Raw genomic sequence first — 13,700 nt, forward strand, 5'->3', positions numbered from 1 at the left:
TTGTGGTTTTGAGATTCAATTTTAACATGAAATTAGGGGGTCGTTGTTTTTTTATGCAAAAAAACTTTCGAAACCTTGATATATAAAGATTTTAAAAAGAAAAGTAGTGTAGAAACTTTACACTAACATTTTTTTTATGAGAGGTATTTTATGATTGTAAAATGTGAAGATTTAATAGAACTTAGTTTTTTTAAAGATATAAAATTGGTAGCAGGGAAAGATGGATTAAATAGAAACGTTTCTTGGCCATATGTAGGACAAACTAATTCAGTATCAGAATGGGTACATGGAGGAGAACTTTTATTTATAACTGGAATGGGTATGAATGTAAGTACTAAAAATTTAATAGAGTTATTGAAAGAATGTGTATTAAAAAATTTATCAGGATTAGTTATTTTAACAGGAAGTACTTATATAAAAAGTATTCCTAAGGAACTTATAGAGGTTGCTAATAATGCAAACTTTCCTCTCTTTGAAATGCCTTGGCAGATAAAACTTATAGATGTTACTAAACATATAGCAAATTATATAATATTAAAAGAATCAGAAAAAAGAAAAGAAAGTAGCTTTTTAGGAAAACTTTTATTTTCAGATCACTACAATAGTAGAATTAATGTTAATGATTTAGTTGATATGCATAGAATTAACATTAATGAAACTTTTTTTATTGGTGTATTTAATATAAAGCATAATTATACAGATAACATGTCATCAAAACAAGATTATATGCAAACAACTATTGACAACCTTTGCAAAGATAATAATATTATTATTTTTTCTTTATTACATGGTGATAATATAATATGTTTAATAAGTAGTAAAGATAATGAGGAAGCTAAAAATGATATAGAATATATGAAGGTTATAAAAGAAATATTAGTAAAGAAGTATACTGAGTTAGATATATATTTAAGTTTAGGAAGAATCTATATGGATATTTATCATGCAAAAAAAAGCTATGAAGAAGCTATGAAAGCTTTAAAATTATATAAAGAAAGTGGTATGAAAGAAAGAATAATAGAATATTCAAAGCTTGGTATTTATAGATTGTTATTTGAAATAGATAATTTGGAGGAAGTAAAGTCATATCATGATGATATTTTAGGTGAACTTATAGCATATGATAAAGTTAATAATACTAAATTTTTACATACTATAACTCAATATTTATTTAATAATTGTAATTTAATAAAAACATCACAGGTAATGTTTATACATAGAAATACATTAATTTATAGGCTAAATAAAATAAAGAATATCTTAAATAAAGATTTAGAGGACCCAATGGATAGATTAGAATTACTTAATGCTATAATGATTTCTAATTATTTAGCTTCACAAGAATAAATTTAAATAAAATATTAAAGTCTATAGAAAAAATTAGAATTATTGTGAAAATAGGATAATTTTGGGTTGTAAATCATTATAACTCCTTGTAATGATATTGAAAACTATTATCATTATATATATTATATTAATGATAATAGTTTTCAATATGCTAGGAGGGGTTATAATTATGATGATAAACAAAAGGCTTATTGGTTTATGTGAAGAATCAAAAAAGTATATTGGACTAACAGTTTTGGTTAGTTGGATATCTATTTTATGTAATATATTAATAGTGTTTTTAATAGGACAATTTATTAATAAATTGTATTTAGGAGAACAAGTAGTTATTACATCTGCAAGTAAAGTAATATCATCAATGTCTGATTTTAAAGTTACAGAAAGCATTTCTTTATTAGGAGCTGTAGCAATAATAATTGCCTTATTAATAATTAGATATTTTAGTAATATTTTATATGGAAAGTTTTCTTATTTAGCTTCAGCTAATGCAAGAGTAACTTTAAGAGAACTTATATATAAAAAATTATTAAAGTTAGGTGTTAATTATAGCAATACTGAAAGTACATCTACAATAGTACAAGTTACGGTAGAAGGAGTAGAAGCTTTAGAGGTTTATTTTGGTAAATATTTACCACAATTTTTTTATTCTATGTTAGCTCCTATTACACTATTTATTTTCTTATCTTTTATATCATTTAAAGTTGCCTTAGTATTTATGCTTTGTGTACCTTTAATACCATTATCCATTATAGCAATAATGAAGATTGCTAAAAGAATATTAAAGGATTATTGGAATAGTTACTCAAATTTAGGAGATGCATTCCTAGAGAATCTACAAGGCTTAACTACTTTAAAAGTATTTGATAAAGATGAAGAAAAGCATAAAAAAATGAATGAAGAAGCAGAAAATTTTAGAAAAATAACAATGAAAGTTTTAAGTATGCAGCTTAATTCTATAAATGTTATGGATTTAATAGCTTTTGGAGGCGCAGCTTTAGGAACTATTGTAGCTTTATATGAATTTAAAAATGGACAAATTTCAGTTGGAGGACTTTTAATTATAATATTACTTTCATCTGAATTCTTTATACCACTTAGATTATTAGGATCTTTTTTCCATATAGCTATGAATGGAATGGCAGCTTCAGATAAAATATTTAATTTATTAGATAGTGAAGAAAAAGAAAAAAATATTATAGATATTAGTAATAAAAAATTCAATGAGACTACTGTAAAATTAAAATATATTAGTTTTAGTTATGATGGAAAAAGAGAAGTGATTTCAAAAGTAAGTATGGATATAACTCCAGGAGGAGTTGTGGCTATAGTTGGTGAAAGTGGTAGTGGAAAGAGCACTATAGCTTCATTAATTTTAAATAATTATAGTGTTAATAAAGGTGAAATTACTTTAAATGGAGTTAATATAGAAAATTTATCACAAGATTCTTTATATGAAAAAATATCATTAGTTTCAACTAATAGTTACATATTTAATGGAACTATTTTAAATAATCTTTTAATGGGAAATATCAATGCAACAGATAAAGAGATAAAAGAAGCATTAAAAACTGCTAGACTTTATGATTTTGTTAAATCATTAAAGGATGGATTAAATACGAAAGTAGGAGAAGGTGGAAGTCTACTTTCAGGAGGACAAAAACAAAGGTTAGCTTTAGCTAGAGTAATTTTGGCTAAAAGAAGTATGATTATATTTGATGAAGCAACTTCTAATATAGATGTAGAAAGTGAAGAAGATATTTGGAAGGCAATTTATGAACTTTCAAAGGAAAAAACTATTTTAGTTATATCACATAGATTAGCTAATATAGTAGATGCAAAAAATATTTACGTAATGAAAAAAGGTGTTTTGGTTGAGAATGGTAATCATGAACAATTATATGATGCTCAAGGGGAGTATTATATAATGGTAAATAAACAATTAGAACTAGAAGATGTAAGGGAGGTGGTTTAATATGAAGAGAAAATCAGGTTTTCAAATAATGAAAAGACTAATAGTAGAATTAAAGCCACTAATCCCAGTAATGATAGTTACTATAACTATGGGAGTTTTAGGGTTTTTAGCTGCTATATCCATAGCAACTTTCGGAGCTGTAGCTCTTGGAGCATTAATTGATAAAACTATGTTTGTAACTTTTAAAACAGCAATTATGATAATGGGAATATGTGCAGTAATGAGAGGGTTACTTAGATATTTAGAACAATTATCAGGGCATTATATAGCATTTAAAATATTAGTTATATTAAGGGATAAAATTTTTACAGTTTTAAGAAGATTAGCACCTGCTAAACTAGAGGGAAAAGAAAAAGGAAACTTAATTTCATTAATAACTTCTGATATAGAGTTATTAGAAGTTTTTTATGCACATACTATAGCACCAATAAGTATAGCTATAATAACTAATACAATAATATCAATACTACTTTTTATTATTAATCCATGGTTTGGAGTTGTTTCAGCTATATTTTTCATAATAGTTGGTTTAGTAATACCATATGCTTCATCTTCAGTAGCTAAAAAAGATGGAGTAGAGTATAGAAATATTTTTGGAGAAAGTAATTCATATATACTAGATTCGTTAAGAGGATTAAAAGAAGTTTTGTTATTTAATAATGGACAAGAAAGATTAAAAAAAATTAATAACAATTCTGAAAGGTTAAATAAAAGATTATATAAAATAAAACATCATGAAGGAATAATAAGAGCTGTTACTGATTTAACTATAATGTTAGGAATATTAAGTTTTTTAGTAATAGGATTTATATTATATTCTAAGGGGATTATATCTTTTCCCTGGATGATAATATCAATAGTTATTATAGCATCTTCTTTTGGCCCGGTGGTTGCTTTAAGTAATTTATCTAATAATTTACTACATACTTTTGCTTGTGCAGAAAGAATATTCAACTTATTAGATGAAAAGCCACATGTACAGGAAGTTTTAGGAGATGAATTAGTTAATGGTGATGAGATTAAATATGAAGATGTGACATTTTTATATCCTAATAGAAAAGAAAAAATATTTGATAATACATCAATAACTATAAATAAAGGTGAAAAAGTTGCTTTAATAGGGGAAAGCGGTATTGGAAAAAGTACTTTTATTAAATTAATAATGAGATTTTGGGATGTTAATAGTGGAAAAATATTAATAGACAAAAAAAATATAAAAGAATTACCAACAAAATCAATAAGGGCAAATCAAACCTTAGTTAGTCAGGAAACATACTTATTTAATAAATCTATAGAAGAAAATATTAAGATTGGTAATAGCAATGCTACAAGAAAACAGGTTATAGAAGCAGCAAAAAAAGCATCTATACACAATTTTATAGAAAGTTTACCTAATGGATATGATACTAAAGTTGGAGAGTTAGGGGGTAATTTATCTTCAGGAGAAAAGCAAAGAATTGGACTTGCTAGAGCCTTTTTAAGTGATGGAGAGGTTTTAATACTAGATGAGCCTACAAGTAATTTAGATACTTTAAATGAAGGTGAAATATTAAAGGCAATAAAAGAGAATTGTGATGATAAAACTATAATTCTTATATCTCATAGAAAGTCAACTACAGCCATTTGTAATAAAGTACTAAATCTAAAAAATCAAAAATTAGTTGAGGAAGTTGGTTAATTAAATAAAAGATTATATTTAAAAATTTTTAATATAAAAATAGAGGATTAATAAAAATTAATCCTCTAAATTTAAAAAGTTTGATGATAATAGTTTTCAATAGATAATAAGTACTAAAGGGGAGAATTTAAATGGAGCGAATAGAAAGAGAAAAACGAACAATTGAGTTAATGATAAGAATATATTGTAAAAAAAAACATAATTGTAAGGATAATCTTTGTGATGAGTGTTCTCAGCTTTTAGAATATTCACTTAAGAGATTGAGTTATTGTAAGTTTGGAAATAATAAGAGCACTTGTGCTAAATGTACAATTCATTGTTATAAGAAAGATATGAAAGATAAAATTAAAAAGGTTATGAAATTTTCAGGTCCTAGACTAATTATTTATAATCCAATAGAGCTTATAAAACATTGTTTTTATTAAAACTAATAAAACTATAGAAATGTTAACAACTTATGAGTTTCAAGTAAATTAAAAAAAGGAGAGTTTATTTATGAAAAATATTAGTAAAATTTTATATGTATCTTTAGGAATGATAGCATTAGCATTAGGAATGATTGGAGTTATACTACCTATGCTTCCAACTACACCATTTTTACTTTTAGCATCCTTTTGTTTTGTAAGGGGATCAAAAAAGTTTGATAATTGGTTTAAAGGAACTAAAGTTTATAAAAAACATTTAGAAAGCTTTGTAAAAGAAAGAGCTATGACATTAAAGCAAAAAATAGTAATTCTAACAGTAGCAGATACTATGATAGCTATTCCTTTAATTATGGTAGATAACAATATCATGAGAACTGTGCTAGTACTAGTAATATTATTTAAGTTATATTATTTTATTTTTAGAATTAAAACAATAAAAGTTTGTAAAAATAATGTTATTGCAAAATAATAAAAAATAAAATTATTAAAATAAAAGGGGAAAAGATATGAGAAGTAAGGTTTTAGCTATGTTAATGAGTGCTACTATGTTGATAGGGGTATTACCACTAGATGTTTTAGCACAGGATTATAAAGAAAGACAAATGGAAGTTACTATTGATGAGGGGTTAACAAATGGAAAATATATTATAAAAAATGATGTATTTAAGGTGGACAAAGATGAAGAATCTATGGCCAGAAAATATTTAAATGAAGAAAGCATGTTAGAAATAAAAGAAAAAGATATAAAATTAACCTTAAATTTTATAGGTAAATCTATAATGAAAAATATTATTATTAAAGTAGATGATAAACCAGTTGAATATACTATGAAGGAAAAAGAAAATGATAAGCTAATAGTAACACTTCCTATTAAAAGTGTAGAAAGCAATATAATTATATCAGCTAAAATTTTTGGAACAATGCCTGTAGATTTTAGGGTTAAATTAAATAAAAATACCTTAGAGAAAGATCCTAATGAAAATGAAGAAGATAATATTAAGGATGGTATATATGAAATTCAAAATGATGCTCTTCATATAGATAAGGATGAAGAATCTATGGCTAGGAAATATTTAGATAAGAATAGTCATTTAAAAGTTGAAAATGGACAAAAGATGTTAATATTAAAATTTACAGGTAAATCTATGATGTCAAATCATAAAGTACAGGTTAATGGAGAAGATATTGATTTGAAAATAATTGAAGATAAAGGTGATATGTTAAAAGTAGGATTTAATATATCTTCTTTAAAGGATAGTGTAGTAGTATCTACTAAAATTTTAGGTAGTATGAATGTACAATTTAGGTTAGTACTAAAAGAGGAAACATTAAAAAAAGTAGAAAATAATAAACCAGATACAGATAATGATAATAACACAGGAGAGATTCCTAACCCTCCAACAGATGGAAATGAATCAGGAGACAAACCTAATACTAATCCAGAAACCACACCAGATAAAAATCCCAATGAACATAATCAGTATAAAAATGGAACATATAAGATAAAAAATAAAATAATAAGTGATAGTGAAATAGGACATGATGCTGCTAGAGATTCTATAAATGAAATAAGCTATATAGAAGTTAAAAATGGAAAAACATATATAACCTTAGGATTTAGTCAAACTAATTTAATGAGCAATATTAAAATATTAGTAAATGGAAAAGAAGTTAAATATGATGTTATAAGAAAAGATGAAAAAAATAATACTATGGATATAAAATTTGAAGTACCATCTTTATCTTCAAAAATAACAGTACAATCTTTTATTAATATGATAGAAAGAAATATATCTTTTGGAGTACAGCTTTTAGAAAACACATTGGAAGTTATAAGTCAAGAGCAAGTAGATAAGCCTTTAGGAAATTCTAATAGTTTAGGAGCTTTAAGCAAATTATCAGGAGAATCAGATAGAGAGAAAAAAAACAATAATAAAAGTGAAAATAGTAATTCAAATAAATCCATAGAAGTAAAAGAATATTTTAAAAAGTATACTATTAATAATGAAGTAATTAGTGATAGTTCTATGGGAAGAAAAATGGCTAGAAAATATTTAGATGAAATTAGCATTTTAGAAGAGGTAGATGGAAAATTTTATTTAACTATTAAATTTTCAGGAACTAATGCTATGGATAATTTTAAAATTAAAGTGAATGGTGAATTAGTTGATTATGAATTGGTTTTAGATGATGAAGAAAATAATATAAAAGCATTTAGATTTCCTATAAATAATATAAGTGATGAAATAAAAGTTTATATATTTATAAAACCAGTAAAATTAAATATTGATTTTGGAATTTCTCTAAAGGAAGATACCATGACTCTTATAGAAGAAGGAACAGCTGGTTCAAAGGAAAATAAAATAGATAATACAGTATTGTTACAATCTCTTTTAAATAACAGTAATAATAAACCTGTAAGTGTTTTAAAAATAGCAATGATAACATCTTTATTCACTACAATTTCTTTAGGAATGTTATCAGGAATAATTTATTTAATAATTAGAAGAAAGAGAAGAGCAAAATGATAAACTATATATTAAGTTGAAATTTATGCTTTTATTTATAATGAGGAATGGTAATCATTAACTATAAAGGATTGAGTTATAAGTTTAAGTCTTTATATGCTATGAAAGTTATAACTCAAGCAACCTTCAATAATGATTATCATATCCTTTGGGCTTAAATAAATTTTATAAAACTTAAACCTTCAAATATTTATTAATTATCATATTAATAAATACTAATAAAATAAGAAAAGTTATGAATATAGCATTAGTTTTTTTATTAATCATAAAATCAGTAAAAAACCATATTAGTATAGATAAACTTATAATAGAATTTAATATTGTAAGTTTTTTTTTCATAAGCATAATAATTTAGATCTCCTTATTTATTTATAGTTTCATTTTTAGAGTGTATTCTTTTCATAGCAATGAATAGAAAAGATGTACCTATAATTATAAAAATAAGTACACTAAATAAATTAATCATATCAGGAATCACAGTTAATCTATTAATAAATCTCATTAAAGATAGAAAAAACATATAAAATATACCATAAAATTCTAATTTTGCTTTTTTCTTTTGAGATGTTTTAAATGCAAATTTATAAATACCAAAAGCAATTAAAGTAATAGCTATTACGAAATAATTAGATAATATATTTTCATTACCTTTTCTAATAACAAATATCATTAAAGCATTTAATAAACAAGTTAAAAGAGTAAAAATGTATGCAAAAGTTAATTTTATATTTTTCATATTTAAAAATCCTTTCTTATTTATGTATAGCATATTTAAAATATAACATATATAAATACAGAATTTTCATTTTTGTCTTAAAGTAGTGTTTTTTTATCTTAAAATTAAAGTAATACTGAAATTTAAGATAAATAATTTAAGAAGTATTGAGTCATATAATATAATTATTACTTTAAAAACCTACAAAGGCTAAAAGTAATAATTTAATTTATCTGTAATCAATACTTCCCATTGTTATTTATAAATATAGTTTGTAAACCTGTAGTTGAGGTAGATTTAAAACTAAGCTTTAAATCTTTTAAGTCTTAGAGCATTTAATAGAACTGATACAGAGCTTAAACTCATAGCAGCAGCGGCTATCATTGGGTTTAATAATGGACCTCCAAATATGTGAAGAACCCCCATAGCAATAGGAATACCTAGAACGTTATATCCAAAAGCCCAAAATAAATTTTCTTTTACATTTTTAATAGTTGCTTTACTTAATTTTATAGCAGTAGGAACCTCCATTAAATCACTTTTCATAAGTACAATATCAGCGACTTCAATAGCTACATCTGTTCCAGAACCAATAGCTATTCCAATATCAGCTTGTGCTAAAGCAGGAGCATCATTTATACCATCACCAACCATAGCAACTTTTCTACCTTTTGACTGAAGTTTTTTAACTTCATTAGCTTTATCCTCAGGTAATACATCAGCTAATACCATATCAATACCAACTTGTTTTCCGATGGCATTAGCAGTTTTAGTATTATCACCAGTAATCATAGCTACCTTAATACCCATAGTATGTAATTTTTCTACAGCGGTTTTGCTACTTGGTTTAACAGTATCAGCTACAGCAATAATTCCTTTAATAGTTCCATCTATAGCAACATACATAGGAGTTTTACCTTCATTAGCTAATTTATTTGAAGCCTCTTCAAATAAAATCATATCTAAATGGTTATCCTTCATTAATTTTTTATTTCCTAATAATATGTTTTTATCTTCAATTATAACTTCTATACCGTAACCAGGAATAGCAAGAAATTTATCAACATTTTTAAGAGATAAATTTTTTTCATTAGCAAATTTAACAATAGCATCTCCAAGAGGATGTTCAGATCCTTTTTCACCACTAGCAGCTAAAGTTAATATTTCATCTTCAGAAATATCATCTACTATTATATCTGTAACTTTAGGTTTTCCTTCTGTAACTGTACCTGTTTTATCAAATATTACAGTATTAATTTTATAAGCATTTTCTAAAGCCTCACCACTTTTGATTAGTATACCATTTTCAGCTCCTTTTCCTGTACCTACCATAATAGCTGTTGGAGTAGCTAATCCTAAAGCACAAGGACAAGCTATAACAAGTACAGATATAAATATAGTTAATACAAAAGCATTACTTTCTCCAGCAAATTTCCAACTAATAGCTGATATAATTGCTAATATAATAACCGTAGGAACAAAATAAGAAGAAATAACATCTGCTAATTTAGCAATAGGAGCTTTTGAGCTTTGAGCATCCTCAACAAGTTTTATAATTTGAGATAAAGCAGTGTCTTTACCAACTTTAGTTGCTTTATATTTTATAAAACCAGTTTTGTTTATGCTAGCACCGATTACTTTACTTCCTATAATTTTTTCTACGGGAATACTTTCACCTGTTAACATAGATTCATCTATGGAAGTAGCACCTTCAATAACTTCACCATCTACAGGTAATTTTTCACCAGGTTTAACAATAATAATATCACCAACTATAACCTGTTCAATAGGAATAGAAAATTCTTTATTGTCTCTAATAATATTAGCAGTTTTGGGTGCTAATCCCATTAAATGTTTTATTGCTTCAGAAGTTTTACCTTTTGAAACAGCTTCAAAGTATTTACCTAAAGTTATAAGAGTTAAAATAGTTGCAGCGGACTCAAAATATAAGTGCATAGCAAATTCAATATGGCCCTCATAAATTTTAGAAATACCAAATAAACTATATAAAAAAGCAGCTAAAGTACCAAGTGCAATTAAAGAATCCATATTTGGACTAAAAGTAAATAAATTTTTGATACCAATAATATAAAACTTATAACCAACTATTAATACAGGTATTGTTAATATAAGTTGTATTAAAGCAAAATTAATAGGATTTATCATAGGATCTATAATTTTAGGTAAAGGCATACCTATCATATGCCCCATAGAAACAATTAAAAGAGGAAGGGTAAATATAAAAGAAAATAAAAATCTATGCCATAAGCTTTTTATTTCTTTATTTTTATTATTATCCATTGAAGTATTAGTTGAAGAAATTTCATTAATTATTTTAAAACCAGCTTTTTCAACTGCATTTTTTATATCATTGTATGATATAGTATTTTCATCTAATGTTACATTTAATTGTTCAGTAGCAAAGTTAACTACAGCATCATTAACACCATCTAATTTTTTTATTATTTTTTCAAGTCTATTAGCACAGGAAGCACAACTCATACCTTTAATTTTAAAGTTAAGAGTTTTAAGATTTTTCAAGATACCATAACCAGCTTTTTTCACAGCATTAGTTATAGTTTCATCAGAAATCTTAGAATCATTAAATTTTACATTAAGAGTTTCAGTTGCAAAATTTACATTGGCATCTTCTACTCCATCAATTTTTTTAACAACTTTTTCAATTCTATTAGCACAAGAGGCACAACTCATTCCTGTTATTTTTAATTTTTTTTCTTTCATAATAAAAACTCCTTTCTATTTAAATTCTTTTATTTATAAATGAGAGTAACTATTTAGAAATAATTTTCTCCAAAGTTTCCATTACTTCATTTATTTTTTCTTCTCCACAATTATTTATAAAAGCATCTTTAACACAGTGATTTAAATGTTGTTTTAAAATAAGCAAATTTGCCTTTTTTAATAAAGATTGAACAGCCGTAATTTGATGAGATATATCAATACAATAGCGTTCATTTTCAATCATTTTTATAATTCCTTCTATTTGTCCTTTAGATGTTTTTAATGTTTGAATAGCTTTATTTTTTTCAGTATTCATTGCAAAACCTCCTAATATACCCCCCTGGTATGGGGGTTGGTTTGATTATACTATTTATATATTAAAAGTCAATATTACTTTTTTTAGGAATTTACTAAAAGTGTAGAGTATAAATTAATAATAGTTATTATTAAAGTCATAAAAAAGTTTTTTTGTTAATAAATGTATTTAGTAAATTATAAGTTTTGCAATTAAAATAAATGCTTTAAAATAAGAATAATATGGTATATTTACAAAATTAGAAAATCATATAAGATAAACTAATGACAAAAAAATATAAATAATTCGTTGCATAACGAATTATTTATATTTAAATTATACGAATATTAATAAAAAACTATTGATTATCATACGACTTTGATATATAATAAAGCTGTAAGTTAAAGGAATATTCATATAGTTTTGGAAATAAGGTCCAAAAGTTTCTACAAACTCACCTTAAATGAGTTTACTATGGATAGAAGATATATTTTTAGCTTAATAAGCTTAAAGGATATGTATTCTGTTCAATAGTAATAGAATACATATCCTTTTAACTTATAAATGAATTTTTGGAGGGGTAAAAATGATTGCTACAAGAGAAAATATGAGACAATCTAAAAATTTTTTGGATAAAACTTTTAAATATAGTGAAAGAGGCTCAAGTCTAAAAACAGAAATTATAGGTGGCGTTACAACATTTTTAACAATGGCATACATAGTATTAGTTAATCCTTCTATATTAGCAGATGCAGGAATGGATAAAACAGCATTAATAACAGTAACAATAATAGCTTCTGCTATTGGAACATTAATATTTGCATTTATGGCTAATGCACCATTTGCACTAGCACCAGGAATGGGACTTAATGCATTTTTTACTTATTCTTTAGTTATAGGAGAAGGAATATCTTGGCAACAAGCTTTAGGTGTAGTATTTATATCGGGGTGTGTATTTTTAATTTTAGCTCTTGCAGGATTAAGAGAAGCTATAGCTAATGCTATTCCAAAATCATTAGGTTTAGCAGCGGCTTCAGGAATTGGTCTTTTCCTTTCATTTGTAGGGTTACAAGGAATGGGGGTAGTAGTTGCTGATCCAGCTACATTAGTAGGATTAGGAGAATTTACACCAACAGTAGTAATAGCACTTTTAACTTTAGCATTAATGGCAATATTAGAGTATAAGAAAGTAAAAGGTGGAATTTTAATAAGTATAGTTATAACAACAGTTATATCAATATTATTTGGATTGGTTCAATTACCATCAAGTATAATTTCAGCACCACCAAGTATAGCACCAGTTGCATTTAAGCTTGATATAATAGGAGCATTAAAGTTCTCATTAATTGGACCAATATTTTCATTTATGTTTGTAGATTTATTTGATTCATTAGCAGTACTTATAGGATGCTGTAAGAGTATAGGTATGGAAGATAAAAATGGTAAAATAAAGGGTATGGGCAAAATGTTATATGCAGATGTTGCATCTACAATGATTGGTGCCGTATTAGGAACAAGTACAGTTACAACATATGCAGAATCAGCATCAGGAATAGCAGCAGGCGCTAGAACAGGATTATCATCAATAGTAACAGCAGGATTATTTATACTAACACTTATATTTACACCATTATTGAGTATAGTACCTTCTTATGCAGCTTCAGCAGCTTTAGTTATGGTAGGAGTATTTATGTTTACTAATATAAAGAATATAGATTTTCATGATATTAAAATAGCTGTACCAGCATTTATAACAATATTATTTATGCCTTTAACTTATAGTATAAGTACAGGATTATGTTTTGGGTTTATATCATATATAATGATGCATATTGTAGCTAAGGAAACAAAAAAAATAAGTCCAGCACTTTGGGTTATAGGATTACTTTGTGTTATGAATCTTTTTATAGGATAAAATAACATATAAATCATTAATAAAAAAGTAGTAATTTAGAGTATAAAATATTTCAGTAAAAGAATAATAAACTCTAATACTAC

At 25.4% G+C, this 13,700-nt stretch carries 10 protein-coding genes and 1 riboswitch; of the genes, 7 read left to right on the plus strand and 3 right to left on the minus strand.

The window, feature by feature from the left end:
* Window positions 1-150: 150 nt before the first annotated feature.
* The 6 genes from GBZ86_RS07030 to GBZ86_RS07055 all read left to right on the plus strand — a co-directional run bounded on the left by GBZ86_RS07030 (window position 151) and on the right by GBZ86_RS07055 (window position 7,950).
* Window positions 151-1,347, plus strand: coding sequence for a PucR family transcriptional regulator (locus GBZ86_RS07030; protein WP_152889094.1), 1,197 nt, complete (start codon window positions 151-153; stop codon window positions 1,345-1,347).
* Window positions 1,348-1,516: 169 nt separating this feature from the next.
* Window positions 1,517-3,319 carry an ABC transporter ATP-binding protein/permease gene (locus tag GBZ86_RS07035; RefSeq protein ID WP_152889096.1) on the plus strand — a complete coding sequence of 601 codons (1,803 nt, stop codon included), beginning with the start codon at window positions 1,517-1,519 and terminating at the stop codon, window positions 3,317-3,319.
* 1 nt (window position 3,320) lies between these two features.
* Window positions 3,321-4,997 (plus strand): amino acid ABC transporter ATP-binding/permease protein, encoded by a 1,677-nt coding sequence (locus tag GBZ86_RS07040; RefSeq protein ID WP_152889097.1) that lies wholly within the window; start codon window positions 3,321-3,323, stop codon window positions 4,995-4,997.
* Window positions 4,998-5,128: 131 nt separating this feature from the next.
* A complete protein-coding gene (locus GBZ86_RS07045; RefSeq protein WP_152889099.1) occupies window positions 5,129-5,422 on the plus strand; it encodes a nitrous oxide-stimulated promoter family protein in 294 nt (97 codons plus the stop codon).
* 70 nt (window positions 5,423-5,492) lie between these two features.
* The gene (locus tag GBZ86_RS07050) at window positions 5,493-5,891 is read left to right on the plus strand and encodes a YbaN family protein (RefSeq protein WP_152889101.1); all 399 of its coding nucleotides are present in this window, start codon (window positions 5,493-5,495) and stop codon (window positions 5,889-5,891) included.
* Between the two features lie 37 nt (window positions 5,892-5,928).
* On the plus strand, window positions 5,929-7,950 hold the full coding sequence (locus tag GBZ86_RS07055; RefSeq protein WP_152889103.1) for an NEAT domain-containing protein: 2,022 nt from the start codon (window positions 5,929-5,931) through the stop codon (window positions 7,948-7,950).
* Between the two features lie 361 nt (window positions 7,951-8,311).
* On the opposite strand, the gene GBZ86_RS07060 is transcribed toward GBZ86_RS07055, so the two are convergent.
* The 3 genes from GBZ86_RS07060 to GBZ86_RS07070 all read right to left on the minus strand — a co-directional run bounded on the left by GBZ86_RS07060 (window position 8,312) and on the right by GBZ86_RS07070 (window position 11,723).
* Entirely contained in the window at window positions 8,312-8,686 is a 375-nt protein-coding gene (locus GBZ86_RS07060) for a hypothetical protein (protein ID WP_152889105.1), read from the minus strand.
* Between the two features lie 282 nt (window positions 8,687-8,968).
* Window positions 8,969-11,407 (minus strand): heavy metal translocating P-type ATPase, encoded by a 2,439-nt coding sequence (locus tag GBZ86_RS07065; protein ID WP_152889106.1) that lies wholly within the window; start codon window positions 11,405-11,407, stop codon window positions 8,969-8,971.
* 49 nt (window positions 11,408-11,456) lie between these two features.
* The gene (locus GBZ86_RS07070; RefSeq protein ID WP_152889108.1) at window positions 11,457-11,723 is read right to left on the minus strand and encodes a metal-sensing transcriptional repressor; all 267 of its coding nucleotides are present in this window, start codon (window positions 11,721-11,723) and stop codon (window positions 11,457-11,459) included.
* 372 nt (window positions 11,724-12,095) lie between these two features.
* Window positions 12,096-12,197: riboswitch (purine riboswitch) on the plus strand.
* A 91-nt stretch (window positions 12,198-12,288) separates the two neighbouring features.
* Between GBZ86_RS07070 and GBZ86_RS07075 the strand changes: the two genes are divergently transcribed.
* On the plus strand, window positions 12,289-13,617 hold the full coding sequence (locus GBZ86_RS07075) for an NCS2 family permease (protein WP_207707428.1): 1,329 nt from the start codon (window positions 12,289-12,291) through the stop codon (window positions 13,615-13,617).
* The last annotated feature ends 83 nt before the right edge of the window (window positions 13,618-13,700 follow it).

The sequence above is a fragment of the Clostridium tarantellae genome (assembly GCF_009295725.1).
Lineage (GTDB): Bacteria > Bacillota > Clostridia > Clostridiales > Clostridiaceae > Sarcina > Sarcina tarantellae.

Bases quoted from the DNA above. Each gene is read 5' to 3' on its own strand.
- GBZ86_RS07035 (WP_152889096.1), top strand. From the start codon at position 1,517: ATGATGATAAACAAAAGGCTTATTGGTTTATGTGAAGAATCAAAAAAG.
- GBZ86_RS07060 (WP_152889105.1), bottom strand. From the start codon at position 8,686: ATGAAAAATATAAAATTAACTTTTGCATACATTTTTACTCTTTTAACT.
- GBZ86_RS07045 (WP_152889099.1), top strand. From the start codon at position 5,129: ATGGAGCGAATAGAAAGAGAAAAACGAACAATTGAGTTAATGATAAGA.
- GBZ86_RS07070 (WP_152889108.1), bottom strand. From the start codon at position 11,723: ATGAATACTGAAAAAAATAAAGCTATTCAAACATTAAAAACATCTAAA.
- GBZ86_RS07030 (WP_152889094.1), top strand. From the start codon at position 151: ATGATTGTAAAATGTGAAGATTTAATAGAACTTAGTTTTTTTAAAGAT.
- GBZ86_RS07055 (WP_152889103.1), top strand. From the start codon at position 5,929: ATGAGAAGTAAGGTTTTAGCTATGTTAATGAGTGCTACTATGTTGATA.
- GBZ86_RS07065 (WP_152889106.1), bottom strand. From the start codon at position 11,407: ATGAAAGAAAAAAAATTAAAAATAACAGGAATGAGTTGTGCCTCTTGT.
- GBZ86_RS07040 (WP_152889097.1), top strand. From the start codon at position 3,321: ATGAAGAGAAAATCAGGTTTTCAAATAATGAAAAGACTAATAGTAGAA.
- GBZ86_RS07050 (WP_152889101.1), top strand. From the start codon at position 5,493: ATGAAAAATATTAGTAAAATTTTATATGTATCTTTAGGAATGATAGCA.
- GBZ86_RS07075 (WP_207707428.1), top strand. From the start codon at position 12,289: ATGATTGCTACAAGAGAAAATATGAGACAATCTAAAAATTTTTTGGAT.